Genomic DNA, 16,449 nt, shown 5'->3' with positions numbered 1-16,449 from the left:
GTTAGGCGCGTGCTCGTTTCGACCGTCCAGAAGCCAAGGACGACAAGACACCCGTTTGTGCTAGTGCTTTCATTAAGAACCACGAAAGAACCCCAGCAAGCAATGCCCCAGAAATCGTTCCGCATGCCGTGTAAACCAGCATCTTTGCAAAAGAAAGCTCATTTGCGTAGTAGATGATAATTTCTGAGACGCCCATACCGAAACCAGATACTGCGCCGGCAAGAGCTGCGACCATAATATTCCACTGGCGGTAAAGGAATACCGCAAAAATTAGTTCTGCACCAAGACCTTGGATTAAGCCTGAGATAATAACGGACATACCAAAATGTGTGCCAAGGATACCCTCAATGATGGCGCCAAGAAGTTCACAATATAGTGCTGCACCAGGTTTACGGATAACAATTCCGCCCAGCACACCAGCAATCAGCCAGCCACCGCCGATAATAGGCATATATTCTGGTACCGTTGCAAAAATCGTTTTTGCCAGCGGGTAAATCGCAACAGACCAGAACCAGAAAATGAGTCCGCATGCTACGGACAGGACAGAGGCGATAACGATATCGTTAACTCGCCACGCTAAAGAAGATTTCTTAGCCATCGTAAATTTTCCTTCCCGAATACAGGAAGGGGAACGTTACACTACGTGAACGTTTGAGAGAACTCGACTTCCTAAACGCCGGTACTAACCGGATCAGGTTCGAGGGTCTGCTTTCGCACTCTCAGCACCTTACGGTGCTCCCCTGTCGCTTCTATACGTATATGTTTATACGGCTTTATTGTCAAAGCCTTGTTCAGTATAGTTTGTTCACCACGTTCAATTCCACCCTCCAGAGAAGTTATGACAATATCTGCAGTTTCCACGCTTTCTTAGAGAATTATTCGTGAGTAGTAATACGCTGTTGGGCTTCTCCTGTTATAGGATTGCTAAGGATACTCATCAACGATGGAGAAAAACATGAACCCCATTAATCTTGTAGGAACCGCAGCTTCTCTTGCTGGCATCACCGTGGCAAACAAAGCGCTCTCTGCAACATGGAAAAAAGTAACCGGAAATGAACCACCCGCAAGCAACCCCGACGATGATGAGCGTTGGCGAGACATCATTCTATGGTCACTTCTGACCGGTCTTGTTGGCACCGTTATCAAGGTCAGCATCACCCGTAAAACCAATGAGGTCAAAGCAAAACGCAAAAATGACCCCATCGGACAAAACGAAGTCTAAGAACACCACTTCTTAGAAAACCTCATCCTCGTGTAGACGGCAACAGTCATTTTGTTGCCGTCTACACTTCTTTAAACCCCATAAACTTACCGCTCATCAGCATTAACAAATCCTTTGAAGATAAGCCCACTAGAAGTGAACCTTAGACGGTGCACATAGTTCTGGTAAAAAGTACACAAATTTCTTCACTTTATCTTTGTTTCTGCGGGTATTTCACACCATTACCCACGCTCAATAGATACTCTTATCCTTATGAGCAAACACGCCAAAGAGCAGAACGAATCTGCACCATTAGGGACCCGAGGCACCATCACAGCCTGGGCATTATGGGACGCCGGTGGCGCCTCCTTCAACGCGGTCATGACAACATTCGTCTTCACCGTCTATCTCACCAGCAAAGCATTCGGCGATCCCAAAGACGCCTCCGAAATGCTCTCCACCGGCCTCGCCATTGCAGGACTGCTCATCGCATTACTTGCCCCCGTCACAGGACAACGCGCAGACGCATCAGGTCAACGCACCCTATGGTTAGCAGTCAACACATTCCTCACAGCCGTGCTCATGGCACTTTGCTTCTTCACATTCCCCGAACCACAATGGCTTCTCTACGGTGTAACGCTCATCTGCGCAGCAAACGTCATGAACGAGTTCGCCATCGTCAACTACAACGCGCTACTGCCAGAACTATCAACTCCCTCAACGGTTGGAAAAATTAGTGGTATCGGATGGTCTGCAGGCTACTTCGGCGGCATTATCGCCCTAGGAATCGTCCTCTTCGCATTTGTTGGGCTTAGCTCAGACACCGGTTTCTTAGGTATCTCACCCGATAACTCTTTGAATATTCGTGCAGTCGCCATCTTCTCAGCAGTATGGTCCATCGTGCTTAGCACACCGCTTGTTATTGCGCTCTACCGTCACGACCGTCGTCACCCCAAAAAACCAGTAGCACCCAAAGTTGGGCTCATAGACTCCTACAAAAAGCTCTGGGCAACACTAAAAGCCCTCTACAAAAACTCACCTAAAACCCTCGCATTCCTCTTTGCCTCCGCAATCTTCCGTGATGGCTTTACCGGCATTTTCACCTTCGGCGGTATCGTCGCCGCAGGTACTTTTGGGTTTAGCACCACAGAAATCATCATTTTCGCTATCGCAGGTAATGTTGTTGCCGGTATCGGTGCACTTCTCGGCGGTAAATTTGATGACCTCATCGGACCCAAACGAGTTATCGTCTCTAGCCTTGTCTTCTTGCTCATCTCTGCAACCCCGCTCCTATTTATCCAAAGCCCTATTGTCTTCTGGATTTGTGGATTAGGGCTCTGCGCTTTCGTCGGGCCAGCACAATCCGCGTCACGAACCTACCTCTCGCGTATCACCCCACCCGGGCATGAAGGAGAAATCTTCGGACTATACTCCACCACAGGACGCGCAGCAGCACCTCTAGCACCGCTACTATTTGGACTATTCGTCTGGGCGTTCGGCGCACAAATCTGGGGTATTCTTGGCATCATGGTGGTTCTCGCAGTAGGCCTGCTCCTGACCCTGCCACTACCACGAGTACACCGCAAAGAACACCAAGAAACCCTCGAAAAAGGGCAACTATAATACGCCACTTACCGCTTATCAAAGAATAGGGTGGGTGCTTACACTGTTGTGTAAGCACCCACCCTAGCTTTTTGTGTTGCACCATACGAGACAACAGCCACTAAAACATCACGGCTTCTGATAAGAAATCATCTGAGAATCCACAAGGTTCTGCAATGCCGTAGGAAACTGGTTATCAGGAATAGGCCCATACTGCTGTTCAATCCTCTGACGGAAAATATCCACAGGCAACGGCTCATCCAACAACAGCCAACTATCAGCGGCGAACTCCGACACCTCAGACAACAGCCCACCACCATAAATTAACGAAGCATCGTCTAAAAGCACAGCAGACGTACCCGAAACACGAGACACAAGACCCGCCGGTACTTCCTGCTCAACAGAATGAACAATCTGCCATGACGCAGAAGACTCCTCCGCCGGCGAAGACAATAACTCCCTAAACACCGGCAATGTCTGAGAAATCTCAGAATACACCACACGGCGCACACCGCCACAACGCTTCATCGCATTCAGCAAACGAGGTAAACCATCATCGGTGAGCAACAAGCCAGAAGTCTGACCAGCAATCTCCACTAACGCCTCAGCCCAACTCACGTCCTCCACATACGGAACAGTTGGCTCCTCAATACGCCCCAAAAGTACGATACGAGACAGCTGATACGAAAAATTATCTGGCGCAACTACCGAAATACCCAAAGACTCCGGATCTATCTGATGTTTAGGAGAGCCCTTCTCCACAATCACCGACAACGGCTTAGGATACGGACGTACACATAAATCATCCTGCACAACAGCCGTCTCATCCGACAAATACGCAAAATGCTGACCCAAAAAACGAGACGCCGTCGTTTTACCACGCCCTGACGGGCCAATTAAAATCATGGCACGGCCAGAAGATTCATCACCCAAGGCAGCCGCATGAAAAAGACTCACCGAACCAGCTAAAGTACGAAGCATCGCCAACGTCACCTCAACCGTCAAACGCTCTTGAGCGGCATCAACATGCTGAACACTCAAAAACTGCAAGCCTTCAACACCTCGATATTTTTCAGGGCAACTCAACTCCGCAGAAACAAAAACTTTCCCGTCCGCAGTGCTCTGCTCTAAATCGCCCACACAACGAACCGGCTCCATCGCCGCCCACGAACTCAAAACGTCCTCAACCAATGATTCTTCAACAGAATCATCAAAAAACAGTTCAACACGTGTACCAGCAGGACATAAACGTATAGCGCGCATCAAAACCCTAACCGTCCGAAACGATATTAGTACGATGAAAATTCAGATAGCTACGCGAAGCCGTCGGACCACGCTGACCCTGATAACGGTTGCCGTATGCACCATCACCATAAGGGTGCTCAGCCTCTGAAGACAACCGGAAAAAGCACAGCTGACCAACCTTAGAGCCAGGCCACAACATAATAGGCAACGTCGCCATATTTGACAGCTCTAACGTCACATGCCCCGAAAAACCAGGATCAATAAAACCAGCTGTAGAATGCGTCAAAAGGCCCAAACGCCCCAACGACGATTTACCCTCCAAACGGGCAGCTACATCAGCAGGCAAGGTGACAGACTCATACGTTGAGCCAAGAACAAACTCCCCCGGATGCAAAATGAACGGCTCATCCGGAGCGACCTCAACCAGACGAGTCAACTCAGACTGATCCGATGACGGATCAATATGCGGATACTTATGATTATCAAAAAGACGGAAAAAACGGTCCAAACGAACATCAACCGACGCCGGCTGAATCATCGACTCATCAAAAGGTTCTAAAACTATACGACCGCCAGCAATCTCCTGGCGAATATCACGGTCTGAAATAAGCACACTCTAAAAATATCGTATTAAACGTGCAGAAATTTTCATTTAGTACCAGAACGCGCTAAAGTATTCACAACATAGCAATAAAAATGAAGACAGACCGTCTTATCAACGCTATATGCGGCTGTAGCTCAATGGTAGAGCGCACGCTTCCCAAGCCTGATACGCGGGTTCGATTCCCGTCAGCCGCTCCACTTTCACGTCGCATTTGATAAGCCCCTGGTTGCGTTGGTGTGTTTGCGCTTGGGGGGGTAGATTTTTGGCTCGCGTTGGCGGGTTCGGGTTTTGCCTGATATTCCGCAGTTTCATGGCTCTTCGGTTTCATCGGCACGCGAGAAAAGCTCGGTTTCATCGGCACGCGAGAAAAGCCCACTCGGATATGGAGCGGGCTAGAGTGTGGGCTGGGGTTGTGAGTGTTGGTTATAGGCTGATGCGGATTGTTTGCCCGGTGCGGAAGGTGAACTCGATTGCCACCTCTGCCATAACTATCGATCCCGGCGATTTTGAAAGCCAATAAAAGCCAAGGCAGCTAGAGTGGCTATGAGTGCGACGTAGAGGGAGCCCGACTTAAACCTCTCATCGACAAATGTAACGATGACAAAGATTGCGGCGAGCAGGGCGATGAGGACCCACGTCACCTTGGCACTACCGTTGTTCTTCTTATTCACGTGTATCACGTCCTCTGGGTGGCTATGTGAACCTGAATGCTCAGGTTCACATAGCCAATTAGCATTACTAGTCAGTAATGGATCGTTTGGGATTAGGTTGCTGCGGAGGCAGCTGTCGCAGCCGAGAAGACCAGTGTCGCGACGGTAATTTCGACGCCCTTTTGGAAACCAGTCTACCAACCGGGTGCGTCCATGGCCTCAAGTTCCTGCATATCGAGTTCAAGAAGTTCTAGCTGGTTTTTCATTTCCCCTCCTTTCAATTATTACCTTGACTAGCTACCGATACAGCATGGGACGGTACTAATGCAGTTTCAAGAAGGTTCTCAAGCTCATTGCCCTCGAATCCACGAAACATCGGTAGCCCTTCACCCCATGCTCGCATTATTCTCTGCACAAGCATAGGAATGCATAAAGATTGATGATCTGAGTGCTGAACGTTGTCAGCAAGTAGGGAAGCAACACCTGCCACTGGGTCTTCAGGTACATCCCGCCCGGCGTTCTCTGCAAACGAGCTCCAAATGGATCTCAGGCGTACCGCACTTCCCCAACGATCATCACCTTCTAGGATCCGAAGAAGTATTTGGGGAAGGATCAACGACAGAACAGGGATTTTACGCTCCCCTGTCAGTGCGCAAATCTCGTTGACGATTGGCCACCACTTAACTCCAAAAGGTGGGCGTTTGTACGTCACACCTGATTGATGAGAACGTGCGCCAATTCTGAGTAAGTTCTCTTGCCAACGAGAGTCTTTGAGTCGGTCACCGTCCATTAGTGCTGGAGCCATGCAGTGCACGTATCCCCGAACCACTGCATCTTCAGGCTGATGCGTATCGTCTTGCGGTGCGATAAATGTTCCAAGGAGACGAGCAAAGATTTCCAGAACACCTTCATGGAGGATATTCAAAGGGAGCGATTGCAAGAAATCCGTATTATGCCACGCGACCGTAGGTGCAAGCCCTGCCCCCAAGACAAGCTTTCGATCTCCCGGCTTCTTCGCCACCGCAACTTGGCTTACTTCGCTTCCAGTCCCGAGAGTCGTCGGGATTGCCGCTAGAAGGTGGGCACGGTGTTGTAGCTCAGGAAGAAGGAGAAACCCACACCGCGCATTTAGATTAGGCAACTCCGTAAGTCCAAGGGAGTTCAAATAGACACGGAGCTTCACGTCATCGAGGCAGGAGCCTCCTCCAACAACGATTACAAAAGAACCAGTTCGGAGATGACCGTCGAGTCTTCCACTGCGATACGTGATCACACGAGTGTCACCAACAGAATGTCCCAAAGAATTAATGAATCTTTCCGTCACTGAGCCTTCCAAGATGGATGAATCAAGGACGATATCTAAAAAGTCACTGTTATAGCCATGGATCCACCTACGGAGATCTGACATCCCAGCGACAAGCACAGTTTGAATGTTAATGGGAAGCATTAGACACCCCCTTTAGCTTTGATTCATCTTGAAATGTCTGCGAAAACGCTTCGAGCCCTGCGTCGATTTGTTCCGTCATAAACTCGAGATCTGTTGTCGTGTAGGTATAAGCCGGAAATACTTGAATACCGGAAACTCCTGGATATACTATGACTCCCTCGGTCTTGATTAACCTGACTAGACGTTGAACCTGTTCGCCATTCAGCGGATGACCATTCGGAGTTACACAGCTAATTGACCGCATTGCGCCTACGCCACCTATTTCGGTGATCAGCTCATTGCTTTCCCGGAGAGTTTCGAGTGCACTTGTCAGTTTAATTTCTAATTGTTTAACACATGTATCCGTTTCAAACGCAGAGAGTTCCCGCAATGTCGCTAGGATTGCTGCACTTACAATTGGTGAACCGGCCTGAGTTTCCCCATGGGCGGTTGTCACCGTATCGAGCACTTCCGAAGTATTCTTGCTCAACAAAATCGCAGAAGCTGCAAGTGTCCCGTTTGTCAGCGCCTTCGAAAGTAAAAGCACATCGGGCTTCTCTTCCCACTGATTACTCGCAAAATCTACTCCTGTGCGCCAAAAGCCGGTGGCGACCTCATCGGCAATAATTAAGAAGCCGTAGCGGGAACGTAAGGCGAAGACTGCACGCAAGAAATCTGGTTCAATAACCTGGCATCCGTTTCCAAGGACCGGCTCAAGAATGATGCCACCGATACGTTCTCCTTCGATGTCGAATAACTGTCGCAGCTGATTCACGTCGTTTACGCGAACATGCCGAATATTCCTTTGATCTACTCCATACATGGCTTGACCGAGATCTTGACCTGTCAATGCGAAAGCACCGAAAGACAATCCATGATAACTATCGTGAAGGGAAACGATATTCGCCTTGTTCGTGTTGCCATTTACAAGTTGATATATACGAATGATCTTCATCGCGAGATCGTTCGCAGAAGCACCACTTGTGGAGAAGTACACCCTCGTATACGCATTATCCAGTCCACTGAACGTAACCAGTGCATCAGCGGCTTGTCGAGCATACGTATGTTCGGCACGAAACGTGCTGAGGTATGAAGCATCAATAGCCGCCCGATGTATCGCATCTGCGATGTTGCGGTTACCGTATCCCAGTGGTACATTCCATAACCCACTTGTTGCGCAAAGCTTGACACTTCCATCCTCATATGTCACGTGATGACCTTGAGCACTCATGGCGATGTGTTCTGGGCGATTACGATCTACGGGTGCTAGAAGGTTTGCCAAGAGCGCGCTACTTGGATTTGCCGTCATTTCCTACTCCCCTCTCACTAATGAGCTACTTGGTAGGATGTGAACACCTAACTTTCGTTCCAATTTTTCTACGTGGCTGCGGATGGTTGGGTCCAGATCATTCAGGGAATCTCCGTTTAGCATCCGCACTGTTTCTAATACACGGGCAGCCTCACGTGAGATTTTGATAATCGAGCCAAGTGATCCTGTACCTATGTACGCGTTTTCAGCACTCCGCAAGATGCCGTAGTCAGTGCGTCCCCACTGCATCGAGGATTCCAGGTCGTGAACGCCACCAAATCCTGAAGCTCTCACGGGTTCAATTCCTCTAGCTAGGAGTGAACGTCACATGCCTGCCACATTCAGGAAGTTTTTCAACCAAGGTCTACTCTCGATAGCTTCTTGGCAACCCTTGTTAGCCGATACGATTTCGAGAGCTGCTGGGCAACCTGATATTGGGCTATGCAATTCGGCATATGAGTTCTTAATATGGCTAAATTGTTGACGTACACTCCCGAGCGGAGTGCCATCAGCACTCACCCGCACAGTCCCGTCAGAAGCAATCCATAGACGCTCATTGGGTGTTCCCTGACCCCGTCAAAGCCCGAAGGCTGTTTCGTTCGCAATGATCGTAGATGGGTCTACTAGTATTGGTTTGAAGTAACCGTTATGGAAAGCTTCGTCAGCAGCAACTAACAGTACGTCAAGGTCTGATTCTGTTGCGATTCGCAACAACCGGGGTCCAATGGTTGGCATGAAGTCAGCCAGTGCGAGTGAGGTTGATTGGATGGTAAAACTATTCGCGAGGCGCACCTCACTGGTCGGAGCTTCCAAATCTCCATCAAACGTCACATCAACCCTTGGTGCCTCGGATGGAGCAAAAACGAGTGTCTTGTCGTTGATGTAGTTATTTTCGAGCAGTATGGGCAGATGATGTACGTCGGCAAGTACAACAACTGCGAAACTCCAAGAGCCTGAGGACAACCGCTAGCCCAGCTAGCAAAGCCCCATTTAACAGTATTCCTACATATCAAAATTCAACTCCATCGTCGCATTTGAGAACTGTATAGAATCATACCTATACCTATGAACAAGATGATAGTCAAGCTATGTATTAGCTTGACAAGATTACACAATTCCCGGATCGATTTAGCAGTTTGAACAGTCATCTAGACTGTCGTTTTGGGTTAGTCAGTAGCGGTTGAAGAGTACTGGGTTTTGTTCCGCTTCTTATATGGGACCAGCTCGTTGATCCGGGTTTGATTCTAGCTGGCGAGGCCCCTGCCTGGTACGGCGTAATCCAAGGACTCGTTAAGGCGTGTGGTGTTCCACCAGTAGATCCAGTATGTCTTTTCACTGCCATCAAATATCCCTCGTAGAAGCCTTCTAGTACTCGGTGACGCCGATCCCGGCCTTCATTAGCCGCTCGCACCTGTCGATCGAGATGAGCACCGCCATCGGTCTGCCGTTCTTAAGCATGAAAGCAGCCTCATCTTCTTCGGATAGCTTCGTGATGGCCTTCGAGGGGCTGACCATGCAGGAAGTCTACATATTGTAGAAGCCAATTGTTGTCTTCTCCGTTTTGCCACCCACATCGATCCTTCTCAGCGCAGCTCCGCAGTCATAAGCTAATGCGCTATGCAATCCATAAAGTTATTTACTAAAGATGGTACCCAGCGAGGCTGCTCCCCCTCACGAGATACACGCCAACGCAAACCGCGGTCCGCACCCCTAGACAGTCCGCTGCGCAGCCCTTCAGTATGAGTCAGTCCCATGGCGGTCACCGGACGCTTAGGACAGAGCTCTAGAGGTCGCCCCCGGAAGTAACAAAACCCCTTATCACCAAAGATCTAAGGCAAGTTGAGCCCTTATCAAATCCGACGTCTAAGTATCCACTTCTTGACTCATTTGGATACAACGGGGCGCTTTTCCCGGAGTTAGACCAAAAATGGGTCGTTTTTATTCAGGGCGTGTTAACCCCGCTTTTCTTCCTTGTTTTGCAACGAAAAATCCCACCCTGCCACCGGTAGTGTTGCGGTGTCGGGTGGGAGCCTTGAATACCAGCCCTTGCTAGGTGACTAGCACCTGAGTGGCCGTGTCTGTTTTTGAAGATTGCAGGTATTGCACGCTCAACCTATTACTACCATCTATCTAAATTAGAACGCGCAGAGCGCCACCAGGACCTCAAGGCGGAGATCGCGATATTTAGAGCTAGTAAGTCACGGTATGGGTACCGCGAAGAGTTCGCCGCACCTTGGTTCGACAAGGATGGACAGTCTCTTGGAAACTGGTCGCAAAGTTAATGCGTCAGATGGGCCTAAGAAGCAAGACGAGGTGCAAAAAGAACTACTCCTCTTTCCGCGGGAATGTTAGTAATACTGCACCCAATGTTTTGGAGCGTAGATTTGTAGCTGATGCTCCGAATCAAAAATAGGTCAGTGATATCACCATGTTCCAACTTAACGGGAACAAACTCTATCTCTCCCCAGTGATCGATCTATTTGACCATTCTGTGGTGTCGTTTACTATCGGTACAGCACCCACTACACGTCTAACTTCACAGAGCCTAAGAAAGGCTTTTAAAAAATGCCGGGCATCCACAAAATGTGCTGGTACATACTGATCAAGGGTTTCACTACCACCATATTTCTTGGATATCTCAATTGCAGTCTCACAGTTGCATCCAATCGATGCCACGCAAAGGAAACTGTTACGACAACTCTGTTGCGGAAAACTTTTTCACACACCTTAAACAAGAGATGTTTACCGGTGAAAAGTTTGCCAATATCGCCGTTTAACCCGAGTCATTAAAACTTACATTCTCTGGTACAACGACGAACGCATCCAAGAACGACTTGGCGGAATCACTCCCCACGAACTACGTCAAGATGCTCTCGACAGAGCGGCGTAGGCTACAACCAAAGTGTCTAACTTTCGGGGTTCTATACACTTCAAAGATGTCACACAGTGTGTGAGATCCTATCAAAGTCCACACACTTTTTACCTTCATGCCATGACCACACTTCTGGTAGTGCCACTTTGAGTGATGGGGTTGGCATGAGCAGGTAAGCAGCCATGTTGTCAGCCTGCCACTCGACCCACCAATCCTCGCCTTTACCCTCGGTACGGTTTTCGATTTGGTGTTTAGAGCGGCTGTTAACCAACACTCCTTGATTGCCGTTGCTTGGGGGTAGGTGTTTGTGGAGGATCAGGTGGGAGCATTCGTGAGCGAGGGTGAAACGCTTACGCCCATTACACGAGCCTTCCTCTGCGGTCTCGTCGAGGAAGATCATGCCCGCCACCCCTTGGCGCACCAGCGCTGTGGTGCGAGTTTCATCCCACACCTGCACCTGCGTGTCCTCCAGGCAGGTTAAACCCAGAATGTCACCATCAGGCGAAAGCGACTCATACTGCAGTTAGGCACCAAGATAGAACTCAGCAAAATGCTCCACATCCAACGCCCCAAGGGCTCTCAACAGCCCCGGATCGTAGTCACGGAGCACCGTTTGGGCTCGCGCGTCGAGGGCGGGTTTAGAAAAACGAGAAACCATCTACACCCCACCACCTTCACTACCTTGGTCGGGGTATTGCTCATCAAGCATTTCAATGACCCGCTCCCACGCATCATTGGGCACCCCACGCTTACGGGCTTTACGAAGCGCGACCCGCGCAAGGTCAGTTTTGCGTACATAGCCCACAATGTCGGGGGCCAACTGATTCTCGCGTGCACAGGCGGCAAGGTCGATCATGTGTAAACACCCAGCTTCATCTAGCTGGAGCATCTCGGCTAGGGTGTCGAAATGCTTCTCAGGTGGGTAGCGGCGCCAGTTTTCAATATCTGACATGTATGGGGTGCCAACACCCATCGCGTCAGCCAGCTTCTTAGCCGTGAGCCCCAGTTCTTTACGGCGGGTCTCAATGAACCGGCCAAAAGCCCGGTAGTCCTCATCCATGCAACATGCGCCTCCTTCAACAACATCGCAATGTTCGCTTCCTGTGCGAACAACAATAACCCGCGGAAGCAAACTTGTCGAACGTTTGTTCGAGGCGTAAAGAGTGTCTTATGGCGCGAAAAATCCTGCCATCTAAATAGAAGCTATCAAGTCTTTGGAAAGGCGAAAAGATGAAAAGAAGTGAATGGCCCGTGCCCGATAGTATCTCTTTAGTGCCGATAAAACTTTCAATGAAACTAATTAAGTCGGTTAATCGTGATTAGTGCTTTTCTAACTGACGCTAGGGCCGAAATTGGAATTAGCCATAAAGGGGCGCACAGCGATATCGGTGCTTTATTACTGTTCTACGAAATTTTCATATCAGACGATAATTCAGGAAAGAACTGCAAACAGCACGTAATTAGGGGTTAAAAGCGTAAATGCTGCCTTCTTGAAAATGCTACCACCGAATCGGCAGGATAAACGCGTCGATCCCTAAAAGGGTAAATCAACGGTGCGGTTTTACACACAATAGCCCGCAGTCCAGGTTTAAGACCCCATGTTATTGCATCATCGATATTATCTTGCGAAGCAGTCATCAAATTTTGAAAACCAGCTGCGGATAGTATGTTTGAGATACCTTGCGTCGCCGAAAAAGCGGTAGGCTGACCACCAGTAGTGTTGTAGCCACCGTTGTCAAGTATGATGCAGAGCATATTTGAAGGAGAGATGGAAGCGACTGTTGCAACAGCACCGAGATTCATTAGAAGACCACCATCACCCTCGATAGCTATGATTTTTGAGTTTGAACCCATAGCTAAGCCGAGACTAACGGGCAATACCATGCCCATGGAGCCATAAAGAGGGAGCACCATCCCCTCAGGGAATACATCCATAGCAAGAAATGCAGTTGGACCTAGATGGCATACAAGCTGCATTTCAGCATTTTCGGCATTTAGCTTAGTGAATAAATGCTTTATGTCTATAGGGTTTTGTGTCATCGTGATTCCTCTATAAGAATAACAGTAGGGCGTGAGCCAAAGCTAGTAGACTCCGCAGAATAGGATGCTCTGCATAAAGTTTCTATTGCATGATCAGATGAAGTGTTTACAATATCGCATCCCATAGTTGTAAGAGTTGATGATACTGCACGACCTGCGGGAATCTGCGTCGGATTATACTCGTGGTCTCCTCCGCGCAATGCAACCGCAATAACAAGTGGGATTTCATACGCAATAACAAGTGAGCCTAACGTGTTCAAAGATGACATTAACCCTGATGACTGCATCATTACCAGAGGTCGCCGTCTAGCAATATATAGACCGGCACCAACTGCAATTGCCTCTTCCTCACGCGAACACAGCAAAACGTCACTGAGAGTCATAAGTTGAACAATATTGTTCAACTCTGAACATGGAACCATAGGGAACGAATCATAGCAATTGTTCAACTTGCTAGATGGTGTGAGGTATGAATCAGGCACGATAGTTAGCTCCTCAATCTATTCTTAGCCTGCAACAAAAATGACAAAGCTACTAATGGAAGGATAGCGATGCTCATAACATGGAAGGATGCCAATAATCCAAACATTGAAATCAGAAATCCAGCAGACAAATTAGAAACACCACTAGCAATATCAAACGACGCACCAATAGCGGCGTTCATTTCGGTTTGTTCCACCACCTCATAGTGTTCTCCGATAAGAACAAATGAGGCGATAAACATAATTGTCATAGCAGAGCCTAGAATTACCGCTCCAATTACTACGAATGCAATATCAAACCCAAGCGAGATGAATAGTATTCCTACGCCGATAGCAAGAGAAGCTATGGTGTACTGTGTGGCAGTGCTAAGTGAGTTGATTTTAAATTTACCGAATAACAGGCCTGCAAAAAATCCAGAAAAACTTATGATGCTGAGAATAATTCCAGAAGCATATTGTTCACCAATTGAAACTTCAGACCATCTGGTTAGTATGATGCTTAAAGCCCCCATTGCAGCGCCCAAGCCGAGCATCGGCCCGAGAAGTCCCCAGGTAATACGGTTGAAATAAATTGAGCTTGACCTAGTGTCAGTAGAATTTGCGCTTGCACGTATATATGCATTATCTGAGGAGTGGATTAGCTCGTATGTAGGCGCATTTTTTCTTCCGGCGAGAATTATTATCGATGAAGTACTTATAAAGCCACAAAGCAAGCCTACTGGTATCACCCAGAAAGCACCCACAGTAGACCAAAGAAACGCTGTGATTAATGGAGTAATAGCGAACACTAGCTCCTCTGTTATAGAATCGAGAGCATGAAGTGCACGGTTGTAATCCTGATTGTTAGCGATACGTGTCCATAGTGTTCGCACCAGGGCAGGAGTAGGTGGAGCAACTAAATTTCCCGCAAATAGGAATACGATAGCGATATAGAAAGGTTTGTTTGAATAGCTAAGAAATGCACCTAACGCTACGAACAAGCAGTAAATCATTGATAAAGGAATTACTGTCTTCACAGGCGCAAAGCGCATGATAAGTTTTCCTTTATAAGGTGCACTGAGTGCACCTGTTGCCATCAATAAAGAAGATGCAATCCCTGCATATGCATATTCATGTTTGCTGCTGTACAGAGCGATTAGGCCGAATGGAACTAACCCAGCAGCGAGCCTACTGAAATTTATTGCGAGAAGTATAGGCGCCGCGTCTTTATTTGAGAGAATATCTTTATATTTCATTTTCTTAATCATGCTGCCTGAAGCGGAGATGTCCATAGCGTAAGCAACCTCGTAATTTCACTCACAATGGACCTTAAGTCGTATGGTTCATCAATTTCGATATTCTCTATCAAGACATCGCTGTTTTTAACTCTCGCAGCTACCCGTCCAATGATGTTCTCATTGCACAGTATCGGCATTGAAAAGTAACCAAAATCGCGCTTATGTGCTGGCTTATAAACCTCAAGTTTATAATCCTTCCCAAACAATGCTAACTGACGCGGACGATACCAAATTAACGAGTCAAATGGTGATAGAATAGAAATTTTGTCACTCGACCAATCATGCTCGTCAACCGCATTAAGTAAGCGTTCGCTAACAAGCCAAGTGTCTTTCATACCCTCTATCTGCACCGGAATAAAGCCCGTGTTTAAACAGTAGTCAGAAATCTGCAGATCCTTTGGGAAACGGAAGTAGTCTTGAATATCCCTCAATGTGGCAATCCCTAGCGCTTCAATCGCTACGTCTACTGTTTTTAACAAGCTTTCCTGAACATCCAATGACTCCGACATAGGCATGTTCGCCTGATCTGGTGTGCAGTAAATCCTTTGCCATCGATCATCTCTGCTTACCACGACTAGGTCACCAAAACTCAACAACCACTCACAGGCTGTCTTTACCTCACTAGCACGTTCCCAGCCGCTACCACGGGTCTTACCTAGCATTCCGTGGGTTGCCGGACCATCACTCTGAATCCGACGCAACACCTGAGCTCCCACCTTTGGATTGTAGGTTGGACCAGTCAGGCCATTTTTACGTATACGTTCACGACGCCACCGAAAAATCGGCCACAATGACTGCGGCAACAATGAATGCGCGTGGCCCCAAGTCTCATACAAGCCAGCCTCAGGGGTGTAAAGTCTGTCAACCTCTGTGCGAGGCACACCTCGCGACAGCAATACTATTTCCTGCGAACGTCGCACTGCCTGAATCGAATCCACTTGCAAACAACCGAGCCTACCTACTATCGAAGCTAAAGAAGCAGGTGGACTCGCTTGTTGCAAAGCTAGCCCCTGTGCGAACACCGCAACCTTACGCGCAGTATGCAAATCGATACGCATAATGCGCTTGAAGCCGTCACTGGCAATCATAGTGACATACACTCGCGACTTATTGGAATAAGTCGCGCAATCTCATCACCACGCCGAATCTCGACTTTGCAGCGGGGTGCTACAGCGATACTGATTCCTTTTGGCATAATTCTCTCCAGGGTAGCGGGAGACAAAAGCCCTATTTCAACTCCAAGATTCGGTATCTGTGGTGAAGGGACAATTAGAAGACCAAAATCATCCCAGCCTTCTACAGTCCAACCTTGTCGCCATTCAATAGTGCCAAGGCCGTTTGGCAGAAACATTGATTGATTGCCGTCATCGGTTTCAAACTCATACGAGTTCAACCATGATGGAGGATCAAGAGCTATGGTCGCGTCACCGCGAGTCCAAATTTGTCTTTTTCCAACAGCGCGAGCTGAAGCCTCAACAAAATCTCCTCCTGCAATTTCAATTTGGTCTAGAGGAGACAACGTTACATCGATGGGTGAAAAAATTCGCCACCCAAGCGTTGCCCCCTGAACCCAAGGAGGGCAGAATTGAGGTTGCCTTTCAGCACGCAAATGCACAAAATTTTGGCGTAAAATTTGCCGACGTTCACGTGCAGATCCTAAATCGGCAACGTGTTTCTTCGGCAAAACGGCCCACTGATGAATTTCTCTAAATATCATTACATATTCGGTTCAACGAACTTG

18 protein-coding genes, 1 tRNA gene, 2 pseudogenes and 1 riboswitch are annotated in these 16,449 nt (G+C 48.3%); of the genes and pseudogenes, 6 read left to right on the top strand and 15 right to left on the bottom strand.

Annotated features, from left to right (window positions below; translation table 11 throughout):
* Nucleotide 1: 1 nt before the first annotated feature.
* Nucleotides 2-598 carry an ECF transporter S component gene (locus ACN084_RS07500; protein WP_419106439.1) on the bottom strand — a complete coding sequence of 199 codons (597 nt, stop codon included), beginning with the start codon at nucleotides 596-598 and terminating at the stop codon, nucleotides 2-4.
* A gap of 51 nt (nucleotides 599-649) precedes the next feature.
* A riboswitch (TPP riboswitch) is annotated at nucleotides 650-752 on the bottom strand.
* Between the two features lie 191 nt (nucleotides 753-943).
* On the opposite strand from ACN084_RS07500, the gene ACN084_RS07495 reads away from it, so the two are divergent.
* Both ACN084_RS07495 and ACN084_RS07490 read left to right on the top strand, forming a co-directional pair.
* Complete coding sequence (locus ACN084_RS07495; RefSeq protein WP_419103942.1) at nucleotides 944-1,222, top strand: DUF4235 domain-containing protein; 279 nt, start codon at nucleotides 944-946, stop codon at nucleotides 1,220-1,222.
* 252 nt (nucleotides 1,223-1,474) lie between these two features.
* Nucleotides 1,475-2,824 carry an MFS transporter gene (locus tag ACN084_RS07490; RefSeq protein ID WP_419106438.1) on the top strand — a complete coding sequence of 450 codons (1,350 nt, stop codon included), beginning with the start codon at nucleotides 1,475-1,477 and terminating at the stop codon, nucleotides 2,822-2,824.
* Between the two features lie 108 nt (nucleotides 2,825-2,932).
* On the opposite strand, the gene ACN084_RS07485 is transcribed toward ACN084_RS07490, so the two are convergent.
* On the bottom strand, nucleotides 2,933-4,066 hold the full coding sequence (locus ACN084_RS07485; protein WP_419106437.1) for a hypothetical protein: 1,134 nt from the start codon (nucleotides 4,064-4,066) through the stop codon (nucleotides 2,933-2,935).
* Nucleotides 4,067-4,073: 7 nt separating this feature from the next.
* Nucleotides 4,074-4,661 carry a dCTP deaminase gene (gene dcd, locus ACN084_RS07480; protein ID WP_419101969.1) on the bottom strand — a complete coding sequence of 196 codons (588 nt, stop codon included), beginning with the start codon at nucleotides 4,659-4,661 and terminating at the stop codon, nucleotides 4,074-4,076.
* A gap of 114 nt (nucleotides 4,662-4,775) precedes the next feature.
* Here dcd and ACN084_RS07475 point away from each other — a divergent pair.
* Nucleotides 4,776-4,849: transfer RNA gene (locus tag ACN084_RS07475), tRNA-Gly, on the top strand.
* Nucleotides 4,850-5,496: 647 nt separating this feature from the next.
* Here the strand turns inward: ACN084_RS07475 and ACN084_RS07470 are convergent.
* The 4 genes from ACN084_RS07470 to ACN084_RS07455 form a co-directional block, all read right to left on the bottom strand.
* Nucleotides 5,497-5,568, bottom strand: coding sequence for a daptide-type RiPP (locus ACN084_RS07470; RefSeq protein WP_419106458.1), 72 nt, complete (start codon nucleotides 5,566-5,568; stop codon nucleotides 5,497-5,499).
* A gap of 11 nt (nucleotides 5,569-5,579) precedes the next feature.
* Complete coding sequence (locus ACN084_RS07465) at nucleotides 5,580-6,749, bottom strand: iron-containing alcohol dehydrogenase (protein WP_419106436.1); 1,170 nt, start codon at nucleotides 6,747-6,749, stop codon at nucleotides 5,580-5,582.
* Nucleotides 6,736-8,037 (bottom strand): daptide-type RiPP biosynthesis aminotransferase, encoded by a 1,302-nt coding sequence (mpaD, locus tag ACN084_RS07460; RefSeq protein ID WP_419106435.1) that lies wholly within the window; start codon nucleotides 8,035-8,037, stop codon nucleotides 6,736-6,738. The genes ACN084_RS07465 and mpaD overlap by 14 nt, the downstream gene beginning before the upstream one ends.
* Nucleotides 8,038-8,613: 576 nt before the next feature.
* The gene (locus ACN084_RS07455; protein WP_419106434.1) at nucleotides 8,614-9,000 is read right to left on the bottom strand and encodes a hypothetical protein; all 387 of its coding nucleotides are present in this window, start codon (nucleotides 8,998-9,000) and stop codon (nucleotides 8,614-8,616) included.
* 412 nt (nucleotides 9,001-9,412) lie between these two features.
* Between ACN084_RS07455 and ACN084_RS07450 the strand changes: the two genes are divergently transcribed.
* The 3 genes and pseudogenes from ACN084_RS07450 to ACN084_RS07440 form a co-directional block, all read left to right on the top strand.
* Entirely contained in the window at nucleotides 9,413-9,574 is a 162-nt protein-coding gene (locus ACN084_RS07450) for a hypothetical protein (protein WP_419106433.1), read from the top strand.
* Nucleotides 9,575-10,264: 690 nt separating this feature from the next.
* Nucleotides 10,265-10,450: pseudogene (locus ACN084_RS07445) on the top strand (IS3 family transposase); the annotation flags it as partial.
* 366 nt (nucleotides 10,451-10,816) lie between these two features.
* A pseudogene (locus ACN084_RS07440) lies at nucleotides 10,817-10,927 on the top strand (IS3 family transposase); the annotation flags it as partial.
* Nucleotides 10,928-10,976: 49 nt separating this feature from the next.
* Here ACN084_RS07440 and ACN084_RS07435 read toward each other — a convergent pair.
* From ACN084_RS07435 to ACN084_RS07400, 8 genes are all read right to left on the bottom strand, one after another.
* Nucleotides 10,977-11,309 carry an ImmA/IrrE family metallo-endopeptidase gene (locus tag ACN084_RS07435; RefSeq protein ID WP_419106432.1) on the bottom strand — a complete coding sequence of 111 codons (333 nt, stop codon included), beginning with the start codon at nucleotides 11,307-11,309 and terminating at the stop codon, nucleotides 10,977-10,979.
* Nucleotides 11,310-11,432: 123 nt separating this feature from the next.
* Complete coding sequence (locus ACN084_RS07430; RefSeq protein WP_419106431.1) at nucleotides 11,433-11,567, bottom strand: hypothetical protein; 135 nt, start codon at nucleotides 11,565-11,567, stop codon at nucleotides 11,433-11,435.
* Nucleotides 11,568-12,041: a helix-turn-helix domain-containing protein gene (locus ACN084_RS07425; RefSeq protein WP_419106430.1), complete on the bottom strand. Its 474-nt coding sequence runs from the start codon at nucleotides 12,039-12,041 to the stop codon at nucleotides 11,568-11,570. It abuts the gene before it with no gap.
* 335 nt (nucleotides 12,042-12,376) lie between these two features.
* The gene (locus ACN084_RS07420; protein ID WP_419106429.1) at nucleotides 12,377-12,949 is read right to left on the bottom strand and encodes a thiamine pyrophosphate-dependent enzyme; all 573 of its coding nucleotides are present in this window, start codon (nucleotides 12,947-12,949) and stop codon (nucleotides 12,377-12,379) included.
* The gene (locus ACN084_RS07415; RefSeq protein ID WP_419106428.1) at nucleotides 12,946-13,332 is read right to left on the bottom strand and encodes a hypothetical protein; all 387 of its coding nucleotides are present in this window, start codon (nucleotides 13,330-13,332) and stop codon (nucleotides 12,946-12,948) included. Before ACN084_RS07415 ends, ACN084_RS07420 begins: the two co-directional genes overlap by 4 nt.
* Before the next feature lie 104 nt (nucleotides 13,333-13,436).
* The gene (locus tag ACN084_RS07410) at nucleotides 13,437-14,702 is read right to left on the bottom strand and encodes an MFS transporter (protein WP_419106427.1); all 1,266 of its coding nucleotides are present in this window, start codon (nucleotides 14,700-14,702) and stop codon (nucleotides 13,437-13,439) included.
* Nucleotides 14,675-15,796 carry a DNA glycosylase AlkZ-like family protein gene (locus tag ACN084_RS07405; protein ID WP_419106426.1) on the bottom strand — a complete coding sequence of 374 codons (1,122 nt, stop codon included), beginning with the start codon at nucleotides 15,794-15,796 and terminating at the stop codon, nucleotides 14,675-14,677. Before ACN084_RS07405 ends, ACN084_RS07410 begins: the two co-directional genes overlap by 28 nt.
* Nucleotides 15,793-16,425, bottom strand: coding sequence for a hypothetical protein (locus ACN084_RS07400; protein WP_419106425.1), 633 nt, complete (start codon nucleotides 16,423-16,425; stop codon nucleotides 15,793-15,795). Before ACN084_RS07400 ends, ACN084_RS07405 begins: the two co-directional genes overlap by 4 nt.
* Nucleotides 16,426-16,449 lie beyond the last annotated feature (24 nt).

Origin of the sequence: Rothia sp. P7208, assembly GCF_048512915.1 — a bacterium.
Taxonomy (GTDB): domain Bacteria; phylum Actinomycetota; class Actinomycetes; order Actinomycetales; family Micrococcaceae; genus Rothia.
This window is presented reverse-complemented; position numbering and strand designations above follow the sequence as displayed.